The organism is Acidimicrobiia bacterium, from assembly GCA_040880805.1.
Classification (GTDB): domain Bacteria; phylum Actinomycetota; class Acidimicrobiia; order IMCC26256; family DASPTH01; genus DASPTH01.
In genome coordinates, this window is sequence record JBBDHW010000002.1 from 1 (window position 1) to 23,294 (window position 23,294).

The following is a 23,294-nucleotide window of genomic DNA, read 5'->3' on the forward strand; positions in this document are numbered from 1 at the left end:
TGATCATTCGCTCGCTCTCTGCGAGGCGGGATACCCGCCTCGCGGCTGTTCGCTCGCTGGCGTTCCTCCGCTCGCTCCGCTCGCTACGTCGCCGCGAGCGCCGGACCTGCTTACCTCATTGTTGAGCCGCCGTCGACGCTGAGCACCTGGCCGTTGACCCACTCGGCGTCGTCGGACATCAGGAACGCGACGGCCGCGGCGATGTCCGTGGGCTCACCCAACCGCGTGTGCGGCACCCGTGCGAGCACGTGGTTGGCCATCGTCCCCGCCAGCACGGCGGGGGTGAGGATCAGACCCGGCGCGACCGCGTTCGCCCGGATGCCTTCCTTCCCCCATCGCGAGGCGACGTGCCGAGTGAGCGCGGTCAGGCCGCTCTTCGCGATCGCGTACGAGGGCCGTTGCGGTTCGCCGATGAAGGCCGCCGCGGACGCGGTGTAGACGATCGCGCCGCCTCCGCGCGCGACGAGCCGGGGGAGCGCGTGCCGCGTGCACAACACGTGACCGCGGAGGTTGACCGCGAGCGTGCGGTCGAAGATGTCGAGCGACACCGTCTCGACGTCGGTGTCATGGCCGATCGTGTCAGGGTCGAGTGCGGCCGCGTTGCAATGCAGCAGGTCGAGGCCGCCATATTCGTCGACGGCCGCAGCGATCAGCCGGGCGACCGACTCCTCGTCGGTGATGTCGAACGCGACGTCGACGGCGCGACCACCGGCTTCGGTGATCTGCGCCGCGACCGCGCGCGCCGCGTCCGCGTTCACGTCGCCGACGACAACCGCAACTCCCTCTTCGGCGAGTCGGACGGACGACGCGGTACCGATCCCGCCCGCGCCACCGGCGACCACTGCAACTTTGTCCGTGAGCCCACGCATCGCGGCAACGTAGTACCGCCTCTCTTTGGTCGCTCGCTGCGTCAAGCGGGCGGGGGTATCCCCCGCCCGTAGCGAGCGACCAAGGATTTTGGGACTGGTAGGCTGGACTCCAGATGTCAAACCTGTGGCCACGGGTGGAGCCCCTCTTGGCCAGGGTCGAGAAGCCCGCTCGCTACATCGGGATGGAGCGGGGGAGCGTCCAGCCGGAACATCGGCAGCACCTCATTGCCTGGCTCCTCGTCTATCCCGACACCTACGAAATCGGCCTACCCAACCAGGGGCTCCAGATCCTCTACGAGATCCTGAACGAACGCGACGACGCGGTTGCCGAACGCGCCTACGCACCCTGGATCGACATGACCGAGGAGATGCGAAAGGCGTCTGTGCCGCTCTTCTCGGTCGACACCCATCACGACGCCGGCGCGTTCGACGTCGTGGCGTTCGGGCTCGCGGCCGAGCTCGTGTACACGAACGTGCTCGAGTGCCTCGACCTCGCGGGGATTCCGGTTCGTGCCGAGGAACGCCGCCCGCAGCATCCGATCGTCGTCGCCGGAGGGCACTGCGCGTTCAACCCCGAGCCGATGGCCGACTTCGTCGACGCGTTCGTGATCGGCGACGGCGAGGAGGCCGTCGGCGAGATCAGCGAGATCGTCGGGGAGTGGAAGCGCTCCGGTCGCACCACTCGGGAGGGCGTGCTGCGCGAGCTCGCGACGATCCCCGGCGTGTACGTCCCCGCGATGTACGAGGTCGACTACGACGGCGAGTTCATTCGTTCGATCCGTCCCCGCTTCCCCGACGTGGCCGAGCGCGTCGAAAAGCGCACCGTCGCCGATCTCGCCGAGTGGCCGTATCCGAAGCAGCAGCTCGTTCCGTTGATCGAGGTGGTGCACGACCGGCTGAACGTCGAAGTGTTCCGCGGATGCACGCGCGGCTGCCGCTTCTGTCAGGCAGGGATGATCACACGTCCCGTGCGCGAGCGGCCGGCGGAGCAGGTTCGAACGATGGTGCGCGACGGCCTTCGCCGCACTGGTTACGACGAAGTCGCGCTCACGTCGCTGTCCACCGCCGACTTCTCGGGCATCGACGGGTTGGTCGCGGGGCTCGTGAACGAGCAGGAGGGCTGTGGCAACGTCAGCCTCTCGCTGCCGTCGCTGCGGGTCGACGCGTTCACGGTTGGGATCGCGAGCGAGATCCAGAAGATTCGACGCACCGGGCTCACGTTCGCGCCCGAAGGCGGAACGTGGCGGATCCGGCAGGTGATCAACAAGCTCATCACCGACGACGATCTCTACGCCGCGGTCGACGGCGCGTTCTCTCAGGGCTGGCAGCGAGTGAAGCTCTACTTCCTCACCGGCGTCCCCACCGAGGCCGACGCCGACACCCTCGGCATCGCGGAACTCGCGCGTGAGGTCGTCGCCATCGGCCGGAAGTACACCAAGAAAGCCAGTTGCACGGCGTCGGTCGGTGGGTTCGTGCCCAAGCCGCACACGCCCTTCCAGTGGTTCGGCCAGAACTCCGTTGCGGAGTTGCAGCGGAAGGTGAATCTGCTGCGCGACTCGCTCAGACGGTCGGGTGCGCAGATCCGGTGGCACGACCCCGCAGCCACGTTTGCCGAGGGCATCGCGAGCCGGGGTGACCGGCGGATCGGACGCGTGATCGAACGCGTGTGGCGGCACGGAGGCACGTTCCAGGAGTGGAGCGAACGCTTCGACCTGGCGCGCTGGCTCGACGCGATGGCCGCCGAGGGCCTCGATCCCGACTGGTACGTCACGAGACACCGCACCCGCGACGAGATCCTGCCGTGGGACCACATCGCGGCCGGCCTGCACCGCGACTTCCTGTGGGACGACTGGCAGGCGGCCCTGCACGAGCACGGGCTCCCCGACTGCCGGTGGACGCCGTGCTACGACTGCGGGGTGTGCACCGGATACGCCCTCGAGCACGTGGTGGCCTCCGGCGTGCCACCGGCCGGGGGCAGCCAGGGCACCGGCCAGGGCCTCTCGTTCGGTGCGGGCACGGTTGCCATGCCCGTGCCCGTGACGATCGGGGGCCCCAGATGAAGGGCACCGCCCAATGAAGGGCTCGGAAGGCTTCCCGGTGCGGCTGCGCTTCACGAAGCGTGGGAAGGTGCGGTTCGTGTCGCACCGCGATGTCGCCCGCGCCTTCGAGCGGGCGTTCCGCATCGAGCAGCTTCCGCTCGCGTTCACCCTCGGCTTCGCGCCGCGCCCCAAGGTGAGCTTCGGTCTCGCGCTCTCGGTCGGTCACGAGAGCGACGCCGAGTACCTCGACTTCGAGTTGCGCGAGGTGATCGACGCCGAGGGTTTGCCGGGCCCGATTTCCGACGCACTGCCCGAGGGCATAGAGGTCACCGGTGCGGCCGGGCTCGTCGACCGCGCCCCCGCCCTCCAGGAGTCGGTGACCCTCGTCGAGTACCGGCTCACCGCGTGCGATGCCGACGACCGGATCGTCGGTACCGATCGGCTGCAACTGGCTGTCGGCCGTGCGCTTGCGAGCCCCGCGCTTCCGGTCACGCGTACCCGCAAGGGCCGCGAGAGCACCGACGACATCAAACCTGCCATTCGCACCATTGAGCTCAGCTGCGACGAAGAGGGTCTCCCCGCACTCGAGCTCACGCTGTCAACGCAATCCCGCGGCGCCCGTCCCCGTGAGGTGCTCGACGCCCTCTCCGGAGACGGCATCGTCCTCACCGAGCGCCGCGTGCTCCGAACTGCACAATGGATCGAGCGCGACGGCGCGCGGTTGGAACCGCTGGAAGCCGACGTGCTCGCGCGCGCCCAGGAGGCGCGCGCATCATGAGAGAAGGAATCGATGTCCGACGACACCATCCCGGAGGCCGAAGAGGCTTCCAGCCCCGTGGACACGCCGAGCGCGTCCTCAGCCGATGGCGTGCCCGGTGAGCGCACCAACAGCCCCGACGGCGACCAGCCGCCTCGCCCACGTCGTCGGCGCGGCTCGCGCGGCGGACGCAACCGTCGCAAGAAGCCTGCGTCCGTAACTGCCGGCTCCGACGAGGCCGCGCGTCCCGCCGGGTTCGTTCCGCACGACTACACCGACGCAGCGGCCGATCGTGGCCTCACCACCGAAGACGTCGCCGACGTCGCGCGGGAGGAGGCCGGGCTCCCGGCACCGCCCCTCGTACCCCAAATTGGTGAGAGCAGGATCGGCGAGAGCCGGCCCGCGCCCGGCGAGGCGCGGCCGAGGATCGGCGACACCCGGCCGGCTCCGGCCCCGGCGGCCGTCGCCGGCCCAGGGAAGAAGCGTCGCCGCCGCGGGGGCGGCCGCGGCCGCGGACGCGGGACCGGAACCGGCGACGGGAACGGCGACGGGAACGGCGGCGGGAACGGGAACGTCCCCAAGGCCACCGGAGGCGCGGCCCCCGTCGATGACGTCATCCGCGCCGATCTCGGCATGGGGGAGCCGCCCGCGCTCGATCTCGACGACGACGTCCTCGAGCGCCGCCGCGGCCGCACCCGCAAGGGGCGCCCGGCGGGCCGCTACCTCATGTGCGTGCACGTGCTCGAAGGCGGACACACCCACATCGCGGTCCTGGAGGGCCGGAACCTCGTCGAGCACACCCTCGCGACACCTACGGGCAACGAGTCGATCGACGGCAACATCTACCTCGGCCGCGTACAGAACGTGCTCCCCGGTATGGAAGCCGCCTTCGTCGATATCAGCACACCGAAAAACGGCGTGCTGTACCGCGGCGACGTCGCGTTCGACGCCAGCGACGTGGACGGTGGCGGCAGGCCGAAGATCGAGCGCATGCTCAAGAACGGGCAGTCGGTCGTCGTGCAGGTCACGAAGAACCCGATCGCGCACAAGGGCGCGCGTCTCACGCAAGAGGTGAGCCTCGCCGGTCGGTTCCTCGTGATGGTGCCGGGTGAGCCCGAGACCTACGGGATCTCGAAGCGCCTGCCCGACGACGAGCGCAAGCGACTCCGCCGAATCCTCGATGCGCTGCGTCCTGCCGACGCGGGGCTGATCGTGCGCACCGCGGCCGAGGGTGCGACCCGCGAGGAGCTCGAGCGCGACGTGCAGCGGTTGCGCAACCAGTGGGAGCAGATCTCGGCGCTCGCGGCGAAGTCGAAGGCGGCGAAGCTGCTCTACCAGGAGCCCGATCTCGTGCTCCGCTTGATCCGGGAAGAGTTCACGAAGGAGTACCGAGGGATCGTCATCGACGACCGGGCCCTCTACGAGGAGACGCGCTCGTACGTCGAGGCCATCGCACCCGAGCTCGCCGATCGCGTGGAGTTCTACGACGTCGAGGAGGAGGGACTCCCGATCTTCGAGCGGTCCCACATCTCCGAGCAGCTCATGAAGGCGCTCGACCGGAAGGTGTGGCTGCCGTCGGGTGGTTCGCTCGTGATCGAGCGCACCGAAGCGCTCACCGTGATCGACGTGAACACGGGCAAGAACGTCGGCCGCACGAACCTCGAGGAGACCGTGTTCCGCAACAACCTCGAGGCGGCCGAGGAGGTCGCCCGCCAGCTCCGGCTGCGCGACATCGGCGGGATCATCGTGATCGACTTCATCGACATGGAGATCAGGAACAACCGCGACGAGGTGATGCGCGTGTTCCGTGACGCTCTCGGGCGCGACAAGACCCGCACTCAGGCCTTCGACATGTCGGAGCTCGGCCTCGTCGAGATGACGCGGAAGCGGATCTCGGAGGGGCTCGTCGAGTCGTTCAGCGAGACCTGCCCCACCTGCCACGGCCGGGGCTTCTTGCTCGACGAGTCGCTGCTCCGATCGATGGACTAGAGTTCGGGCCTTCCTGGCACGTTCTGAGGGGTTTCCCGCGCCATGTACGCAGTGATCAAGACCGGCGGCAAGCAGTACCGGGTCGAGAAGGGCGAGCGGCTGGAGGTCGAGCTCGTGGGTGCCGACGACGGTGCCCAGCTCGAGCTCACGCCCGTCCTGCTCGTCGACGGCGACAAGGTCCTGGCCACACGCCACGAGTTGGCGAACGCCGTCGTGAAGGCCAAGGTCGTCGGCGCGACGCGCGGCCCGAAGATCGACGGGTTCATCTACAAGCCCAAGAGCAACAACCGCCGGCGCTACGGCCACCGCCAGGATCTGTCGGTGCTCGAGATCACCGCGATCAACAAGGGCCGGGCACGGTCACGGTCAACGCCGGCCGCGGCCGCGGCCGATGACGCTCCCGAGCCCGGTGAGGAGGACTGATGTCGAAGAAGAAGGGCGCGGCATCGTCACGAAACGGCCGCGACTCCAACGCGCAACGCCTCGGTGTGAAGGTCTACAGCGGAACGTCGGTGCATGCGGGCACGATCATCGTGCGTCAGCGCGGCACGAGGTTCCATCCCGGTGAGAACGTGGGCAAGGGCTGCGACGACACGCTGTTCGCCAAGTCGCACGGTGTCGTGAAGTTCGGCTACCGCAAAGGCCGCAAACTCGTCGACATCATTCCGTCGAGTTAGGCGACTTCCGGGCCGACCCCGGCGGCGATCGGGGCGAGCTGGTCCAGGTCGAAGCCGTAGACGCGAGCGGCGTTGCCGCCCAGGACCTTGTCGACGTCGGCGCGCGGCATCCCTACGATGCCATCGGCGATTCGGTCCTTGCTGTGCGGCCACGTTCCTTCGAAGTGCGGGTAGTCGGAACCCCACATGAGGTTGTCGATCCCGACCTGGTCGTGCACGCGGCGGTCGCCGAGCCCCCCGTTCACAAAGCATTGCCGGTGCCAGTACTCGATCGGCTTCAGCGGTAGGTCGTCACGCAAGTAGGTGAAGTGATCCATGCCGTGGATCATGTCCATCGTGTCGAGCACGTCGGGCACCCACGTCGCACCCTGTTCGACCAGGGCGAACTTCAGTGTCGGGTGACGTTCGAAGACCCCGGCCCAGAGCAGGTACCAGAGCGGCCGGTGCGCGAACCACAGCACTTCGGTCATGAAGATGCCCATCGCGCCCGGTAGGTCGAAGTCGTACACCGGGCTGTCGCCCGAATGGACGTTGACGGGCTGCTCGAGCTCCGCGCACGTCTGCCAGATCGGCTCGTAACGCGGATGGTTGTACGGCGGCAGCTCACCGGTGCTCGCCGGCAGCAAGATTCCGCCGCGCAGTCCTGCGTCTTTCGCCCAGCGGATCTCCTCGACTGCGCGGTCGATGTTGTCGAGGTCGACGAGCGCCACGCCCGCGTGGCGGGCCGGGTCGTGGGAGCACAGGTCGGCGAGCCAGCGGTTGTAGGCGTGCAGGCCGGCGGCACGCAGCCCGGCGCGCTGGCTCTCCGCGAACGGGGGGCTGTCGTTGACCTTCTGCAGCCCGCCGGGGAAGAGCACGTCGCCGACGCAGCCGTCGGCCTCGAGTTCCTTCAGCCGAAGCGTCGGGTCCCACGAGCCGGTCGACGCGTTTCCGATCACGGTGCTCTCGACCGCGTGGCCTCGCTCCTCCTTGGCCTGGCTCTGCACCTCTTGCGTGAACAGACGGTCGGCGAGGTCGGGCAAGTCGTCGGCGGCTGCAGCCTCGGCGTCGGCCGCGAGCGCGGTCTCGAACGGCTGCCGGTACTCGGGGTCGAGGTACGGCAGGTACTCGGCCTGCGGGGCACCGGTGTGGGTGTCGGCGGAGATCACGAGGAGACGAGCCACTTGCCTGTCCTTTTTGGGCGAGTAACGCATGTGTCGATGATAACAGCACTCGACTGTCGTGACCTCGGCCAGCCTTTGGCCAGTGGAGTCGCCGTTGGATGGCACAATGCAGCGCGTGAGCATTCCCGAGACCGCGCAGGACTGGCGCGAGACGGTGGCGGCCAGGTCCGCCGAGCCCATCGGTCGTCGAGCCGGCGAGCGCGCCGTCGCGCAAGCGGAGCGGATCGTGGAGGCGGCGTGGGTCGTCTGGGACGAGGCGCCCACCGGCGAGTTCACCCTCGAGCAGGTTGCGGCGCGAGCGCGGGTGTCGCTGCGGACGATCTACCGGTACTTCCCGAGCAAGGACGAGCTGCTGCTCGCGGTGTTCGCCGATCGCGTGCAAGCGGGCGCGGCGTGGCTGCGGGACCACGTGGGTCCGGAATCCGACCCGAAGAAGCGGCTCGAGCTGATGGTCACCGGCCTCTTTCGCGCGTCTATCGATCGCGGCGGGGTGTCCTTCATGGCCGCGATGAGCGGCGAAGTCGACAGGCTGGGCGCGAGTACACCGGTCGCGGTCTCCGCCGCGCTCGAGCCCCTCGTCGCGTTGTTTGCCGCGGAGCTCGACGCCGCAGTCGCTGCCGGTGTCGTAGAGCCCGTCGACCCGCGCGACGCGCCGCTGCTGCTCCAACTCGTGATGGCAGGCGTCGGTCAACACCTGCGCGCCGGCGGCTCGGCCGACAGAGACGCGGAACATCTCTGGCGCTTCTGCGCGCGCGCTGTCGGTTTACGAGAGCGCAACTGATCCGCTGCCGTTTGCCTTCGCAATGAACCCTTCGGGACTGGGCGTGCCCGACTGGCCAGGTCCGCCATGGCTCGGGCAATCGTTGCAGTCACCGGCGTACTTGGGTAGAGGCGTCGGGCTGGTGTCGAACTGCATCACGGACGCCGACTTGTCGAACCACTGCAAGCGCTTCGTCGGCCAGGTGCCGGCGTGGTAGCGCCGGGCGTTGTTGAGGAACCACTCGACGCCCTTGCCCTCGTTCCCGAGGACCTGCGTGGGACCCGTCGTCTCCGTGTCCCACCAGACCGGCGCGTAGTCGAGGCCGAGCAGCATGTACTCGTCGTAGGGCAATCCGGGCGTCTTGCCGAAGCCCTCGAGGAAGCTGACGGGATCGTTCGACGCCGCGCCGCCACTCGCCGGTGTGGAGAACAGGCCCTGCCGGAACGTCTTCGGCGTGAGGTTCGGCCCGGCCGCGTGGGTCCCTCGTAGCAACCAGAGAAGTTGGGACGAGGCGATGGTGTTCTCGGTGCCGCGCTTCTCGCCCCAGTACCAGTTGAGCTGGTCGGCGAGCGTGGCGTTGGTCTTCTGCCCTGGTGGAGGAGTCGGTTCGGGCAGGGTGTACGGGAAGAAGTTCGTGATCCCGAACGCATGCGCGAACTGCTGCGTGTCGTACGAGCGCGCCAGCAGCGCGAAGTCTTGGTACACCATGCCGGTCATGAACCACTCGGGAAACCATTCCTGTTTCGTCGCGTTGTCCAACACCGCTCTTGTCATGGCGACATCCGTGAACAAGATCACGTTGTTCACGCCGGCCTGCTTCATCTTGGTGACGATCACCGGTGCCGCTTCCTGCGCCACGGCGTCGTCGCCGACCGTGCTACCCGGGCCCTGGTAGGGGTAGGCCCCGGTGAGCTTTCCGCCGTACCGTCTGAGCTGACCCCTGAACCCGGCGATGTCGATGGCGTTCTCGAGATAGACCGCGGCGAACGTGCGCGTCTGCCTGCCGAGATCTTCGCTGCCCGCGAACTGCGCCTTCTTGTTCACGAGCTGCTTGCCGATCACCTCGCCCGCATTGATCGCGGTGGCCTGGGCGTCGGTCTGTCCCCACCGGTACGGAGCCTGCGCGAGCGCCTTCGCGGTGGTGGTCGACGGGCCGAACACCAGGATCTTCGCCTTAGCCAGCTCCGCGTCGAGGACGTCGCCACCTCCGATGACGGCGAACGGCTTCTCCGCCTTGATCGTGACCGCGTCGGCGCGCTGGGCGGCCTCGTCGTCGCCGGTCGACGCAACGAACTTCACTTCGATGTCGCGGCCCCATGTCTCGTACCACCTCATGCGTGCGAGCAGCAGGTCGTGGAACGCGTCGGCGTCGGTTCCCTTCGAGTTGTCAACGCGGTTCTTCGGACCGGCACTCGAGTTGGCTGCCTGGCGCGGATCGGGGGTGACGAACACCACCTTGATCCTGTCGGCCGTGACTCCCTGCGATGTCGCGCCGCCGTTAGCGGCGCCCTCGGGCCACGGCTTCACGCAGACCGGTCCCTCGGATCCCCCGCCCACGGTGGTGGTGTCGAATCGTCCGAAGGGCCCGAACGCCTCCCCCGTGTTGCACTTCGGGTTGTCGAGCGCGGCTGCGGTGCCGATCCCCGAACCGGGCGTGGGCTTCCCGACGCCCGGCGGGCGCTCGACGCCGGCCCGGGCGTGGCCTCCGAGCGTCGCGCCCGCCGCCAGGGTAACGACCGCGAGTGTCACGAGGCGCACGGCAGTTCCTCGACGGTGCTGCATCGCGTCTCCCTCCGGTCGGCGCTCGGGTTCGAGGATAACGTCTCTGCACAATAGAACAACAGTCACGTGCCAGAAGCGGTTACTCCGTATCCTTGAGCTGTGCCGGGCAACTTTGTCGACGAGGTCCAGGTGAACGTGCGCGGCGGCGATGGCGGCGCGGGCGTGGTGTCGTTCCGCCGCGAGGCGCACACGCCGAAGGGCGGTCCCGATGGCGGCGACGGCGGCTCGGGTGGTGACGTCCACTTCGTCGCCGACCGCAACGTCGCGTCACTGCTCTCGTTCCGCGACCATCCACACCGGCGAGCGCCCTCGGGCAAGCACGGCACCGGCAAGCAGCGCCACGGCGCAACCGGCGACGACCTCGTCGTGACGGTCCCCGAAGGCACCATCGTGCGGGCGCGCGACGGCGAGCTGCTCGCCGACCTCGTGCACCACGGCGACCGCTTCCTTGCCGCGCACGGCGGCCGCGGGGGGCGTGGCAACGCGCGCTTCTTGTCGAACGCGCGCCGCGCGCCGGGCTTCGCCGAGCAGGGGGAGTATGGCGAGGAGCGCTGGCTGCGGCTCGAGGTGAAGCTGGTCGCCGACGCCGCTCTCGTCGGGTTCCCCAACGCAGGGAAGTCCACCCTGATCTCGGCGGTGAGCGCGGCGAAGCCGAAGATCGCCGACTACCCGTTCACCACGCTCGAGCCGCACCTCGGTGTCGTGCGGTTCCAAGATCACGAGTTCGTGCTCGCCGACCTCCCGGGCCTCATCGAAGGTGCGGCTGCCGGCAAGGGGCTTGGCCACACGTTCCTCCGCCACGTCGAGCGCGCTCGCGTGCTCGTGCTGCTCCTCGACCTTGCGAGCGTGGACGGGCGCTTACCGGAGGACCAGGAGCGCGTCCTGCTCGACGAGCTCGAGCAGTATCGCCCAGAGCTGCTCGAGCGTCCCCGTCTCGTCGTCGGGAGCAAAGCCGACATCGCGACGTCGGAGCTGCACGACCCTGACTCGTTCACCGTGTCGGCCGTCACCCGGAGCGGACTCGACGCGTTTCTCGGACGCCTCGGCTCGCTCGTCGACGAGGCGCGCGCCGCGGAACCGGAACCCGAGACCGAGCCGTTCGTGGTACTGCGACCGGCGGAGGAGGGATTCACGGTGGTTCGTGACGACGCCGGTGCGTGGCGCGTGTCGGGACGCAGCGCGGAGCGAGTGGTCGCGATGGCCGACCTCACGAACGAGGAAGCAATCGAGTACGTGCAGGTCCGCCTGCGCCGCATGGGCGTCGAGCGCGCGCTCGCCCGCGCGGGCGCACGTGAGGGTGATGTCGTACGCGTCGGGCCGGTGGAGCTCGAGTATCAGGAGGGCATCTCCTGATGTCGACCGCCGTCGTCAAGATCGGTACGTCGTCTATTACTTCGGCCGGCGGCGAGCTCGACGACGCCGCACTGCTGAAGCTCTGCCGCGAAGTCGCGACGGGCCGTGCCCGCGGCCACGAGGTCGTGCTCGTGTGCTCGGGAGCGATCGCGTCCGGGCTTCCGGCGCTCGGATTCCGGACGCGCCCGACCGATGTCGGCCTATTACAGGCAATCGCCGCCGTCGGACAACCGCGCCTGATGGAACGCATCGGCGCGATCTTCGGGCAGCACGATCTGCTCGCCGGTCAGGTGCTCCTCACTCCACACGACTTCGGTGTGCGGTCGCAGTATCTCCATGCCCGCGACACGCTGCGACGGCTACTCGACCTCGGTGTTGTCCCGGTGGTCAACGAGAACGACACGGTCGCCGACGACGAGATCCGCTACGGCGACAATGACCGGCTCGCCGCGCTCGTGTCCCACCTCGTGCAAGCCGACGTGCTCGTGTTGCTCACCGACACGCCCGGGCTCTTCACCGCCGATCCGCGTTTGGACGAGGGCGCGTCGCTGATCGAGGAGATCGTCGAGGTCGACTCCGCGTTGGAGGCGGTTGCCGGCGGCACCGGTACCGAGCGCGGCAGCGGCGGGATGGCGAGCAAGCTCGCCGCGGCGAAGATCGCCGCATGGTCCGGTGTGCGCGCGGTGATCGCGGGCGCCGACGTACCCGACGTGGTTGTCGACGCGATCGAAGGCCGCGCGGTCGGCACTGCAGTCCGTCCGAAGCCGGAGCGACTCCCGAGCCGCAAGTTGTGGATCGCGTTCGCGCGCGACGCGGCCGGGCGCATCGTCGTCGACGACGGCGCGCGCCGGGCGCTGTGCGCGGACAACCGGTCGCTCCTGCCCGCCGGCGTGCGCGAGGTTGAAGGCGCGTTCGATGCCGACGACGCGGTCGAGATCGTCGGCGCCGACGGCCGGCCGTTCGCGAAGGGACTCGTTCGCTACTCGGCGGCGTCGCTGCGGTCGGTCGCCGGCCGCCACACCGGCGAGCTGCAGGAGGGACTTCCGCACGAGGTCGTGCACCGTGACGACCTTGTCGTTCTGCCCTGATCTCCTGCACTATTGCTCGCTCGCAGCGAGCCGGGATACCCGGCTCGCTGACACTCGCTCGCCTCCGTCTCCGCCACGAGGAGGGGCTCATCCGCCACCGAGCGTGCGCCCCACTGCTCGCGAGAGGGAAACGCGCACGCGTGCTCTTGCGCGCGGCGGTGGCGTCCGTCACACTCACCCCCGTAACTCGTCGCCGACCGACGGGGGGAGAGTCCTCGGGCGAGGGCTTCGGCGGCCGGCGAGGAGCGGGAGAAGGCGAGACTGGGTCGCCTCCGGCCGCTGCGCCGTTCGGCAGCGCGGCTCGAGTTGGCGGCGCGGTCTCGCCCCTCCCGAAGGTCTCCAAGCTTCCCCTCCTCGCGCGTCTCCTTTGCGGAACGGCGCGAAATACGCCCCGATTACACTGCCTGCGATGTCCGTGCCCGCCGTCGTGTCGGAGTTGGGGCGGCGAGCGAAGACCGCGGCGACGCGTCTTGCTCGCGCGTCCACGGCCGAGAAGAACGCGGCCCTCGCCGCAGCGGCCGATCTGCTCATCGATCGCGCCGGCGAGATCCTCACCGCCAACGCCGCCGATCTCGATGACGCGGCCGCAGCCGGCATGGAGTCCGGACCGCTCGATCGTCTTCGCCTCACCGACGCGCGTCTGGCGGGGATGGCCGAGGGCCTTCGTGGCGTCGCGCTGCTCCCTGACCCGGTGGGCGAGGTGCTCGACGGCTGGCAGCGCCCGAACGGGCTGCAGATCGAACGGGTCCGCGTACCGCTGGGTGTGGTCGCGATCATTTTCGAGAACAGGCCGAACGTCACGAGTGATGCGGCCGGCATCTGTCTCAAGTCGGGCAACGCGGCGCTCTTGCGCGGCTCCGCGACCGCCTTGCGGTCGAACATCACGATCGTCGAGGTACTGCGCGACGCGGCCACCAAGGCCGGGCTCCCGGCCGACTGTGTCGTACTGGTCGACGACGTGCGCCACGAGACGGCCGTCGACTTGATGCAGCTCGACACGGTCGATTGTCTCATTCCGCGTGGAGGCCACGCGCTCATCCAGAGCGTTCGCGAGCACGCGACGGTCCCGGTGATCATCGACGGTGACGGCAACTGCCAGATCTATGTGGATGCGTCAGCCGATCTCGATCGCGCTCTCGACATCGTCGTGAACGCGAAGACGAGCCGCCCGAGTGTCTGCAATGCTGCCGAGTCACTGATCGTCCACGAGTCCGCGGCCGATGCGTTCTTGCCACGCGTGTGCGAGGTGCTCGCGGAACAGAACGTCGAGCTCGTAGGCGACGCGGGCGCGCGCCGCCGCTGGTCCGCCATGGGCGAAGCCACCGACGACGACTACGCGACCGAGTTCCTCGCGCTGAAGCTTGCCGTCGCGGTGGTGCCCTCGCTCGACGCGGCGATCGACCACGTGAATCGATTCGGCTCGGGGCACACGGAGGCGATCCTCACTCGCGACCTCGGCGCGGCGCGGCGGTTCACCAACGAGGTCGACGCGGGCACGGTGATGGTGAACGCGTCCACTCGCTTTGCCGACGGCGCCGAGTTCGGTTTCGGTGCCGAGATCGGGATCTCCACCCAGAAGCTGCATGCGCGCGGCCCGATGGCGCTCCGCGAGCTCACCACTTACAAGTACGTCGTTTGGGGCGACGGCCAGATCAGGAACTAGAAACACGCGAACGAGCGTGAGCGAGCCGGGTACCCCGGCTCGTAGCGAGAGAGCAGTAGAGCGGGAGAGATGGCAGAGCGTTTCGAGAGTGTCGATGACGTGATCACACGGCTGCGCGGGGCCGACTATCTGTGCGACGCGGGCATCGCCGGCGTGGTTTTCCTCGCCGACCGCCTCGAGAAGCCGGTGCTCGTCGAGGGGCCCGCCGGTGTCGGCAAGACCGAGCTGGCGAAGGCGATCGCAACCGTCACCCACGCGCGGCTCATCCGTCTCCAGTGCTACGAGGGGCTCGACGAGGCGAAGGCGCTCTACGAGTGGAACTACAAGAAGCAGCTCCTGCGGATCCAGGTCGATCGCGAGCACGAGACCGACTGGTCAGAGGTGGAGTCCGACATCTTCAGCGAGCCGTTCCTCCTCACGCGGCCGCTGCTCGAGGCAATCCGGTCGGAGGAGCCGGTCGTGCTCCTCATCGACGAGGTCGACCGGGTTGAGATCGAGACCGAGGCGCTCCTCCTCGAGGTGCTGTCCGACTTCCAGGTGTCGATCCCCGAGCTGGGCACGATCGTGGGCGCGCAAGAGCGGCCGATCGTGATCCTCACGTCGAACAACACGCGCGAGCTGTCGGAAGCCTTGAAGCGTCGCTGCCTCTATCTGCACATCGACTACCCGAGCCTCGAGCGCGAGAAGGACATCGTGCGCGTGCGCGTACCCGAAGTCGACGAGGCGCTCGCCGAACAGATCGCGCGCGTCGTACGGTCGATCCGATCGCTCGAGCTCAAGAAAGCGCCGTCGATCTCGGAGACGATCGACTGGGCGCGCACGCTGCTCTATCTCGGCAAGCCGCAGATCGATCCCGCAGTGATCGGCGAGACGCTGCACGTGCTGCTCAAGTACCAGTCCGACATCGCCAAGGCGCGCAAGGAGCTCGAGGTCCCCGAGCCCGAGGCAGCCGTCTGACGCCCATGCCGCCGACTGCTGCCCCCACGCTCCTCGACGTCCTCCAGGGATTCGTCCACGAGCTGCGCGCCGCCGGGCTCCCGGTCTCGATGACCGAGAACCTCGACGCGATGCGCGCGATCGAGCACGTGCACATCGACGACCGCGAGCTCTTCAAGGGCGTGCTCAGCACGACGCTGGTCAAGCACCATCGTCACCAGAAGGCCTTCGACACCGTCTTCGACGTCTACTTCTCGCTGTTCAGTCACGGCATCCCCGACGAGGACGGGGACGGCGCGGAGGGCGGCGGCGAGGAGATCGACATGTCGGGCGAGGGCCAGATGGGCGCGGGCGACGGCTCTGGTTCGCCGGTGTCGCGTGAGGAGCTCGCGGCGATGCTCCTCGCCGCGCTGATGAACATGGATCGCGACGAGCTGCGCCGGTTGGCCGCGATCGCCGTGCAGCAATTCGCGGGTATGGAACCCGGCCGCCCCGTCGGCGGCACCTACTACCTGTATCGCACGCTTCGTATGCTCGACCTCGACGACCTCGCGATGAAGCTCATGGGGTTGTCGCGCGACCAAGGAGAGGTCGGCGAGGGGCAACTTGCCGAGCGACTCGCCCGCGAGGAGGTCGACTCGCGCTTGAAGGAGCTGCGCGAGCTCGTCGAGGAGGAGATCCGCCGTTTGCTCGTCGCCGACCGTGGCGTGGAGGCGATGGCCCGCACACTGCGCAAGCCACTCCCTGAAGACATCGAATTCATGCACGCCTCACGCGACGAGATGCTGGCGTTGCAGCACGCGGTGTACCCGCTCACGCGCGCGTTGGCGGCGCGGCTCGCGCAGCGCCGCCGTCGACGGAACCGCGGGCACCTCGACTTCCGCAAGACGGTGCGCGCGTCGCTCTCGTACGGAGGCGTTCCGGCCGAGCCAAAGTTCCGGAACCCCCACCCGTCGAAGCCCGAAGTGATGGTGGTGGCCGACATCTCGGGCTCGGTGGCAAGCTTTGCCCGCTTCACGCTCATGTTCGTGTACGCGATGGCGGCCCAGTTCTCCAAAGTCCGGTCGTGGGTGTTCATAGACGGCATCGACGAGGTCACCCGCTTCTTCCACGAGTCCGACGACGTGTTGGAAGCGGTGCACCGGGTCAACACCGAGGCCGACGTGGTGTGGGTCGACGGCCACTCCGACTACGGACACGCCTTCGAGGTGTTCCACCAGCGGCACTACTCGGAGATCACGCCGAAGACGTCGATCATCCTGCTCGGCGACGCGCGCAACAACTACCACGCGTCGCAGACCTGGGTGGTCGACGAGTTGCGCAAGCGCGGCCGCCACGTCTACTGGCTCGATCCCGAACCGCGTAGCTACTGGGACACCGGCGACTCGATCGTGTCGGAGTACGGGCGCTACTGCGACGGCGTCTTCGAGTGTCGCAACCTCCGCCAGCTCCAGAAGTTCGTAGAAACCGTCGCCGAAGGCTGACCCCCCCCGAACCTGCGTCGTTCAAGGTCGTAGAGCAACCACGAGCGACGCAAGTTCGCTATCCGTCGAGCATCGTCCAGGCTCGATCGGCGATCCCTGCGAGCGCGAGGAGCTGGGCGCGCTCGCGCCGACGGAAGGGATGACCGTCGCGTCCCACGAGCAGCGTGACCCCATGGTTGGCGAGCGTTGCCACCGCGAGGTCGTCGGGTCCCGTGGTGCCGCCCGCGACCAGCGGCGACGCGGCGGTGCCGCTGTGGAGCGCCTCGAGCACGCACGAATCGGGCACGTAATCACCGCTCGACGCGAGCACGGTGCCGGTCGTGAGGAGCGCGCTCCAGTCGGCGAGAAACTCGGCGCGGATCTCCACGACCAGCGTTTCGTGCAACACGGTGACCGTGGGCGCCGAGCAGAGCCGCGCGGCCGACTCCAGCGCGTCGAGCCGCGGATCCGGGAAGTGCTCGACCTCGCGCACCTCCTCGACGCTGACCCCGTCGACCTCTTCGATCTCGCGAACGAGGATCGGGACGGCGGCCGGATCGGCCAGTTCCACCGCGAACTCGTCGACTGCCACGCCGTTTCCGTGCTCGAGCACGTCGATCCCGACGATGTCGCCGTCGACCGATCCGATCCGCGACGCGACGAGCCCGAGCGCGCCGGGGCGGTCGGGGAGCCAGACCCGAACGAGGACGTGGAGCGTGTGCACGACACGATGGTACGGACCGAGATGACGTGCATGTTTCGGGCCGGTGAAGACACGGCATACCCGTACACTCCCCGTGTGGAACGGCTGGGAGTGTTCGGTGGCACGTTCGATCCCGTGCATGTCGCGCACATCGTCGTCGCGACGGAAACGCGCGCCGCGCTCGGACTCGACCGGGTACTGCTCGTCGTCGCCGGCGACCCGTGGCAGAAGCGCGGCAACGTGATCGCCTCCGCGCGCGACCGCCTGATGCTCGTGGAGGCAGCCGCTGATGGCGTCAACGGCGTCGAAGCCTCCGCGATCGAGGTGGAGCGGGAGGGTGCATCGGTCACCGCCGACACACTTGAAGCTCTTGCGGGCGCGCACCGCGAACTGTTCCTCGTGCTCGGCGCCGACGCGGTTGCCAACATGTCGACGTGGCGACGGCTCGACGACACGCGCAAGCTTGCGACGATCGTGGTCGTCGAACGCCTGGGTGACGCGTACGCGGAGCCACCCGGCTCGGGATGGAAGGTCGAGCGCGTCCCGATCCCACGCCTCGACGTGTCGTCGACGGACCTACGCGATCGGTTGGCGAGCGGCCGGCCGGTCGACGGCCTGATCCCGCCGGCCGTCGTGCATGCCATCGACGCGCACGGGCTCTACACTGGCGACCGATGACGACCCGGATGCCCGCCGGTTGACCGCGCAGGCTCCCGACGCGTCCCGGCGAGCGGCGATCGCGGCTCGGGCCGCCTCCGACAAGAAGGGCACGGAGATCGTCGTGCTCGACATCGGCGAGATCATCTCCATCACCGAGATGTTCGTGCTCGTCAGCGCGACCAACCCTCGCCAGGTGAAGACGATCGCCGAGGAGGTGGAGGTCGCGCTCAAGGCGTCGGGCAGCGTTGGACCACGCTCGATCGAGGGTCTCGACGACGCCACGTGGGTCCTGATGGATTTCGGCGACGTGATCGTCCACGTGTTCCAGACCGAGACGCGCGAGTACTACGACCTCGACCGCCTCTGGGCAGACGCCCCGGTTGTCGAATGGGAAGAGAACGCCGCGGCTCAGTCGAGGTAGGGGCGAATCAGCACGCCGCGCTCGCGCAGGCCGTCCTTCAGCTCGCGGACTCCGAGGTTGCGCTCGAACCGCGGCGAGTAGAGGATCGAGCTGATGATGGCCGCCGACGCGCCGCCCGCGGTGAGGCCCTCGGCGATGTGGTCGACGGTGCCTGCCCCGCCGGACGCGATCACCGGCACGTTCACCGAATTGGCCACCGCGCTCGTGATGTCGAGGTCGTAGCCCGACGCGGTGCCGTCGCGGTCGATGCTGTTCACCACGATCTCGCCCGCCCCGAGCTCCTCACCGCGGCGGACCCAGTCGAGCGCGTCGAGCCCCGTGGCGAGCCGGGCGCCGTCGATGAACACCTCGTACCTGCTCGGGAACCCCGCGCGTACGCCGACGTGCTTCACCTGGGTGCTGAGCACGATGCACTGCCGGCCGAAGGCTTCCGCGCCCTCGCGCAGGATCTCCGGATTGCGGACCGCCATGGAGTCGACGCTGATCTTCTCCGCGCCCGCCTTCAGCACCTCGAACATGTCGTCGACCGACCGGATCCCTCCGCCTACCGTGAACGGCACGAACACATGGTGGGCGACGCGGCGCACGGTCTCGAGATCGATCTTGCGCTTCTCGGCGCTGGCCGTGATGTCGTAGAAGACGATCTCGTCGATCTGGTCGTCGTAGAGACGCGCCGCGAGGTCCTCGGCCGGAGCGACGTCGATGTTGTCCTGGAATTGTTGTGCCTTCGTGACGCGACCCGCGATCACGTCGAAGCACGCGATGAGTCGCTTCGTCAGCACGGGGGATCCCACTGCGCGAAGCCGCGAAGGAGGGCGAGCCCCAGCGGGCCACTCTTCTCCGCGTGGAACTGTGTCGCGAAGACGTTGTCGCGTGCGACCACCGAGCAGAACTCGTCGCCGTAGTCGGTGATCCCGAGCACGTCGTTCGAGTCGGTCGGCGCGCAGTAGTACGAGTTCACGAAGTAGAAGTACCCGCCGTCGGACAGTCCACGCGTCACCGGGTGCTCACGCGCGAAGCGCACCGAGTTCCAGCCGATCTGGGGGACGCGGCGATCGTCGGGGAACCGCCGCACCGCGCCCGGCACCCAACCGAGGCACGGCGTGTCGCCCTCCTCGCTGTACTCGAAGAGCACCTGAAGACCGATGCAGATGCCGAGGAACGGCACCCGATCGCCGAGCACGCGGGCCGACAGCGCGTCGACGAGGTCTTGTTCAACGAGTGACGCCAGCGTCGCGCGGGCCGCGCCGACGCCGGGAAGGATCAAACGGTCAGACCGCCTCAAATCGCCAGCGGTTCCCGCGAGACGGCACGGCAGGCCGAGGTGCTCGAGCGCGTACATCACGCTCGGCGCGTTCCCGGCCCGGTAGTCGATCACGTCGATCACGCTGGCCCTCTCGTTCACGATCGACCGAGGGTACCTTGAGCCTCAACTGCTCTCGCCTCAACTATTCGTACAGGTGTTCCGATGACTCGCGAGATGCGGTTCCGCCCCCTCACTGCCCTTGTTCTCGTCGCGGTCGTCGCGCTCGCCGGTTGTGTGCCGTCCGACGGCTCGCCGGGATCGCCGGGTGTCCCGATGATGGGGCAATCGCGCCTGACCGCCGGCGAACTGGTCGCGTTCTACCGGTCTCACGCACCCGCGAGCCTCCCGTACCGGGCTGAGGGCGCGACGCTGGAGCAGCTCGCGCAGATCTTCGTCGACGAGGGCAACCGGTACGCGGTGCGAGCCGACATCGCGTTCGCGCAGTCGATCGTCGAGACCGGATGGTTCAACTTCCCGGACTACGGGATCGTGAAGCCGTGGAACAACAATTTCGCGGGAATCGGCGCGTGCAACTCGTGCGGCAACGGCTTCCAATTCAGTAGTGCGTCGAGCGGCGTACGCGCGCAGATACAACTCCTGCGGAACTACGCCGACATTCTGTCGCGCACGACCACGATCCCCGATGCGCCCGTACCCGAGCTGTGGGGCAGTAATCCCACAACCGCGGCGTACAACTTCGACCACTTCTTCGCGAAGGGCCGCGCGCCGCTCTGGAACAACATGGGGAACGGGAACTGGGCGAGCGCGCCCAACTACGCCACCGTCGTGCTGCGGGTCTACAACGAGATGCTGACGTCGAGCGGGCAACCCGGCCAGTGCCCACCCGACGGGCTGCTGTTCGGTCGGCTCACCGAGGTCGGTCCGTGCCCAGTGGGGCTCCGCCAACCCGGTCGCGCGGTCGCGGGAAACTCGTGGGGTGGCTACTACGTGCTGAACGGCGACGGAACGGTGCTCGCGTACAACCGTGCGCCCTCCTTCGGTGCGCCGCGCTTCGACTGGGATCTCGCGCGTGACATTGCGGTGATGCCCGACGACAACGGATACGTCGTGCTCACCGGTGTCGGCACGGTGCACAAGTACGGGTCGGCCGCCGCCCCGTCGACGCTCGGGACGCTCGGTTTCCCGTACTCGCCCGGCAACGACCGTTCGCGCTCGATCGCGATCACGCCCGACGGGAAGGGCTACCTCGTGCTCCTTGCCGACGGGACCGTGTCGAAGTGGGGGAGCGCAGCGAGCGGCGCGCTCGCCGACCTCGGATCGCCGGCGTTGCCCGACAATGCGCGCGCCATCGCGGCGATGCCCGACGGCGCCGGTTACTTGGTCCTCGACGGCATGGGGACCGTGTACAAGTACGGCAGCGCGACGACGGGACGCGTGGGGTCGGGCACCACTCCCCACTTCGATCTCGATGTGGCGCGCGACATCGTGATCCTCTCGGGTTGGGGAACCGGCTTCGGGTACTTCGTGGCCGACGCGTGGGGGGGCGTCTGGTCGACGCAACAGCTTCCGTGGTACCGCAATCCGAGAGGGCAGCTCTTCGCCGACCGTTGGCGGGCAGTCACCATCATCGGCGGCAAGCCGTTCATGGTGCGCAACGACGGCACGACGGCTGCGGGCGTTCCCGGCTGATCCCCGTTGCCCATGAGTGCCTGACGACGGGTCGCTCATTACGAGCCGGGATACGCGGCTCGCGGCCGTTCGCTCCTAGAGGACGACGACCGAGCGGAGCACCTCGCCGCGCTCCATCTTGTGGAACGCCTCCTCCACTTCGTCGAGCGCGATCGTCTCGCTCACGAACCGATCGAGGTCGAGCCGACCCGCCAGATAGAGATCGATCAGCATCGGAAAGTCGCGCGACGGTAGGCAATCGCCGTACCACGACGGCTTGAGCGCCCCGCCCCGCCCGAAGAAGTCGATCATCGGCAGCTCGATGCGCATCGCCGGGTCGGGCACACCAACCTGCACGACGGTCCCCGCGAGGTCGCGCGCGTAGAACGCCTGCTCGAGTACCTCCGGGCGCCCGACTGCCTCGATGCACACGTCGGCACCGTTGCCGTCGGTGAGCGCCTGGATCGCTTCGACTGCATTGGTCTCACGCGAGTTGACGGTGTGCGTCGCGCCGAACGCGCGCGCCAGCGCGAGCTTGCGGTCGTCCACGTCGACGCCGATGACGACGGTCGCGCCCGCGAGCCGGGCACCCGCAACGGCGGCATTGCCGACGCCGCCGCATCCGAACACCGCGACGGTGTCGCCGCGTCCGACGCCGCCGGTGTACATCGCCGCGCCGAGGCCGGCCATCACCCCGCAGCCCAGCAATCCGGCGGCCTCTGGCCGTGCGCGGGAGTCGACCTTGGTGGCTTGGCCCGCCGCGACGAGGGTCTGCTCCGCGAACGCGCCGATGCCGAGCGCGGGCGTGAGCGGAGTGCCGTCGCCGAGCGTCATCTTCTGCGTGGCGTTGTGGGTCGCGAAGCAGTACCACGGGCGGCCACGGCGGCACGCACGGCACGCACCACACACCGCGCGCCAGTTCAGGATCACGAAGTCGCCGGGCGCGAGATCGCGCACATCGGGTCCGACCGCTTCGACGATCCCCGCCGCCTCGTGACCGAGGAGAAACGGGAACTCGTCGTTGATCGTGCCCTCGCGGTAGTGCAGGTCGGTGTGGCACACACCGCACGCCTGCACGCGCACGCGTGCTTCGCCCGAACCGGGATCGGGTACGACGACATCTCGGATCTCGACCGGCGCGCCCTTCGCGAGCGACACCACTCCTCGCACAGTTGTCGGCATGGAGCTAGGTCTACCCGACTTCGCCGCTGCGCCGCACGCGAGCGAACGGCTGCGGACCGGGTATCCCGGTCCGCAGTGAGCGAACCATGTTCAGGTACCTGCGCCGCGGTCGCTCGCCTCTAGCCGACAGAAAGCGTTGCTCGCACGGGGCGGTGGTCGGAGCCGACGTCTGCGAGCACTGCGCTGTCCACGACGCCGATCTCGGGGCGCACGAGGATGTGGTCGATCTGGCTGTGCGGCATGCTCGCCGGCCATGTGCGCCCGCGCACGGCGCGATGCCATCCCGGCAGGAACGTGCGCACCGCGGGGCCCCAGAAGTTGCAGTCACCCGCGACGACGGCCGGCCGGCCCGGCACGGGGAGCTGGCGCGCCAGGTTACGGAGCTGGATGGGTGGGCCGTGGGGCAATCGCGAGGTCAGATGCAGCCCGACGAGCTCGACCGCGTTGCCCGCGACATCGAGCTCGATATGGAGGGCGCCCCGCTCGGGCGCGGGGTCGGCCACCACGCGCCCGACGGGCAGACGCGCGACCAAACGCGCGGGCAGCTTGCTGATGATCGAGAGCCCCACGGTTCCCTGACCGCTCCCGTCGCGCGGCACGTGCGGCCACGGGTGCAACGTGCCCCGCCCGAACGGGAGCTCGAACACCTCGGCGCCGAGGTCGGCGGCCGCGACGTGGACGTCCGCCGGGCCGTCGTCGGGCCACCACGTCTCCTGCACCACGATGACGTCGGCGTCGAAGCCGCGGAGCACCGCCGTCAGGTCGTACGGTGCGCATACCCCGTGGCGCCTCGGTCGGAGCCCCCCATGCGCGTTGAAGCTGACGAGCGTGAAGGTCGGCATGGGGAAGCGCAG

The 23,294-nt window shown here is 68.7% G+C and carries 22 protein-coding genes; 14 read left to right on the plus strand and 8 right to left on the minus strand.

Annotation, left to right across the window (positions count from 1 at the left end; translation table 11 throughout):
• Window positions 1–110: 110 nt before the first annotated feature.
• Window positions 111–869, minus strand: coding sequence for an SDR family oxidoreductase (locus WD271_00325; GenBank protein ID MEX1006272.1), 759 nt, complete (start codon window positions 867–869; stop codon window positions 111–113).
• A gap of 146 nt (window positions 870–1,015) precedes the next feature.
• On the opposite strand from WD271_00325, the gene WD271_00330 reads away from it, so the two are divergent.
• The 5 genes from WD271_00330 to rpmA are packed head-to-tail and all read left to right on the plus strand — an operon-like array spanning window position 1,016 to window position 6,331.
• Window positions 1,016–2,929, plus strand: coding sequence for a TIGR03960 family B12-binding radical SAM protein (locus tag WD271_00330; protein MEX1006273.1), 1,914 nt, complete (start codon window positions 1,016–1,018; stop codon window positions 2,927–2,929).
• 13 nt (window positions 2,930–2,942) lie between these two features.
• Window positions 2,943–3,686 (plus strand): TIGR03936 family radical SAM-associated protein, encoded by a 744-nt coding sequence (locus WD271_00335; protein ID MEX1006274.1) that lies wholly within the window; start codon window positions 2,943–2,945, stop codon window positions 3,684–3,686.
• A 12-nt stretch (window positions 3,687–3,698) separates the two neighbouring features.
• Complete coding sequence (locus WD271_00340) at window positions 3,699–5,654, plus strand: Rne/Rng family ribonuclease (GenBank protein ID MEX1006275.1); 1,956 nt, start codon at window positions 3,699–3,701, stop codon at window positions 5,652–5,654.
• A gap of 42 nt (window positions 5,655–5,696) precedes the next feature.
• The gene (gene rplU / locus WD271_00345; GenBank protein ID MEX1006276.1) at window positions 5,697–6,077 is read left to right on the plus strand and encodes a 50S ribosomal protein L21; all 381 of its coding nucleotides are present in this window, start codon (window positions 5,697–5,699) and stop codon (window positions 6,075–6,077) included.
• Complete coding sequence (gene rpmA, locus WD271_00350) at window positions 6,077–6,331, plus strand: 50S ribosomal protein L27 (protein ID MEX1006277.1); 255 nt, start codon at window positions 6,077–6,079, stop codon at window positions 6,329–6,331. Before rplU ends, rpmA begins: the two co-directional genes overlap by 1 nt.
• Here rpmA and WD271_00355 read toward each other — a convergent pair.
• A complete protein-coding gene (locus tag WD271_00355) occupies window positions 6,328–7,494 on the minus strand; it encodes an amidohydrolase family protein (protein MEX1006278.1) in 1,167 nt (388 codons plus the stop codon). The genes rpmA and WD271_00355 overlap by 4 nt on opposite strands.
• Window positions 7,495–7,609: 115 nt before the next feature.
• Here WD271_00355 and WD271_00360 point away from each other — a divergent pair, with 115 nt between their 5' ends.
• On the plus strand, window positions 7,610–8,275 hold the full coding sequence (locus WD271_00360; protein MEX1006279.1) for a TetR/AcrR family transcriptional regulator: 666 nt from the start codon (window positions 7,610–7,612) through the stop codon (window positions 8,273–8,275).
• Here WD271_00360 and WD271_00365 read toward each other — a convergent pair.
• Window positions 8,258–10,012, minus strand: coding sequence for a hypothetical protein (locus WD271_00365; GenBank protein ID MEX1006280.1), 1,755 nt, complete (start codon window positions 10,010–10,012; stop codon window positions 8,258–8,260). The two genes, WD271_00360 and WD271_00365, sit on opposite strands and share 18 nt — an antisense overlap.
• Window positions 10,013–10,135: 123 nt before the next feature.
• Between WD271_00365 and obgE the strand changes: the two genes are divergently transcribed.
• The 5 genes from obgE (at window position 10,136) to WD271_00390 (ending at window position 16,560) form a co-directional block, all read left to right on the plus strand.
• Complete coding sequence (gene obgE / locus WD271_00370; protein MEX1006281.1) at window positions 10,136–11,389, plus strand: GTPase ObgE; 1,254 nt, start codon at window positions 10,136–10,138, stop codon at window positions 11,387–11,389.
• The gene (proB, locus tag WD271_00375; GenBank protein MEX1006282.1) at window positions 11,389–12,477 is read left to right on the plus strand and encodes a glutamate 5-kinase; all 1,089 of its coding nucleotides are present in this window, start codon (window positions 11,389–11,391) and stop codon (window positions 12,475–12,477) included. Before obgE ends, proB begins: the two co-directional genes overlap by 1 nt.
• 409 nt (window positions 12,478–12,886) lie before the next feature.
• Window positions 12,887–14,140: a glutamate-5-semialdehyde dehydrogenase gene (locus tag WD271_00380; GenBank protein MEX1006283.1), complete on the plus strand. Its 1,254-nt coding sequence runs from the start codon at window positions 12,887–12,889 to the stop codon at window positions 14,138–14,140.
• Between the two features lie 69 nt (window positions 14,141–14,209).
• Window positions 14,210–15,097: a MoxR family ATPase gene (locus tag WD271_00385; protein ID MEX1006284.1), complete on the plus strand. Its 888-nt coding sequence runs from the start codon at window positions 14,210–14,212 to the stop codon at window positions 15,095–15,097.
• Between the two features lie 5 nt (window positions 15,098–15,102).
• On the plus strand, window positions 15,103–16,560 hold the full coding sequence (locus WD271_00390; protein MEX1006285.1) for a VWA domain-containing protein: 1,458 nt from the start codon (window positions 15,103–15,105) through the stop codon (window positions 16,558–16,560).
• Between the two features lie 58 nt (window positions 16,561–16,618).
• Here WD271_00390 and WD271_00395 read toward each other — a convergent pair whose 3' ends face one another.
• Window positions 16,619–17,263, minus strand: coding sequence for a hypothetical protein (locus WD271_00395; protein ID MEX1006286.1), 645 nt, complete (start codon window positions 17,261–17,263; stop codon window positions 16,619–16,621).
• Window positions 17,264–17,338: 75 nt separating this feature from the next.
• Between WD271_00395 and nadD the strand changes: the two genes are divergently transcribed.
• Together nadD and rsfS are read left to right on the plus strand one after the other, a co-directional pair.
• Window positions 17,339–17,920 (plus strand): nicotinate-nucleotide adenylyltransferase, encoded by a 582-nt coding sequence (nadD, locus tag WD271_00400; protein MEX1006287.1) that lies wholly within the window; start codon window positions 17,339–17,341, stop codon window positions 17,918–17,920.
• A 19-nt stretch (window positions 17,921–17,939) separates the two neighbouring features.
• Window positions 17,940–18,323, plus strand: coding sequence for a ribosome silencing factor (rsfS, locus tag WD271_00405; GenBank protein ID MEX1006288.1), 384 nt, complete (start codon window positions 17,940–17,942; stop codon window positions 18,321–18,323).
• Here the strand turns inward: rsfS and WD271_00410 are convergent.
• Together WD271_00410 and hisH are read right to left on the minus strand one after the other, a co-directional pair.
• Window positions 18,311–19,105, minus strand: a complete 795-nt coding sequence (locus WD271_00410; protein MEX1006289.1) for a HisA/HisF-related TIM barrel protein — start codon at window positions 19,103–19,105, stop codon at window positions 18,311–18,313. The two genes, rsfS and WD271_00410, sit on opposite strands and share 13 nt — an antisense overlap.
• Window positions 19,099–19,728 (minus strand): imidazole glycerol phosphate synthase subunit HisH, encoded by a 630-nt coding sequence (hisH, locus tag WD271_00415; protein MEX1006290.1) that lies wholly within the window; start codon window positions 19,726–19,728, stop codon window positions 19,099–19,101. The genes WD271_00410 and hisH overlap by 7 nt, the downstream gene beginning before the upstream one ends.
• Window positions 19,729–19,791: 63 nt before the next feature.
• Between hisH and WD271_00420 the strand changes: the two genes are divergently transcribed.
• Window positions 19,792–21,279, plus strand: coding sequence for a glucosaminidase domain-containing protein (locus WD271_00420; GenBank protein MEX1006291.1), 1,488 nt, complete (start codon window positions 19,792–19,794; stop codon window positions 21,277–21,279).
• 75 nt (window positions 21,280–21,354) lie between these two features.
• Here WD271_00420 and WD271_00425 read toward each other — a convergent pair whose 3' ends face one another.
• Window positions 21,355–22,440: an S-(hydroxymethyl)mycothiol dehydrogenase gene (locus WD271_00425; protein MEX1006292.1), complete on the minus strand. Its 1,086-nt coding sequence runs from the start codon at window positions 22,438–22,440 to the stop codon at window positions 21,355–21,357.
• A 119-nt stretch (window positions 22,441–22,559) separates the two neighbouring features.
• The gene (locus tag WD271_00430) at window positions 22,560–23,282 is read right to left on the minus strand and encodes an endonuclease/exonuclease/phosphatase family protein (protein MEX1006293.1); all 723 of its coding nucleotides are present in this window, start codon (window positions 23,280–23,282) and stop codon (window positions 22,560–22,562) included.
• Window positions 23,283–23,294 lie beyond the last annotated feature (12 nt).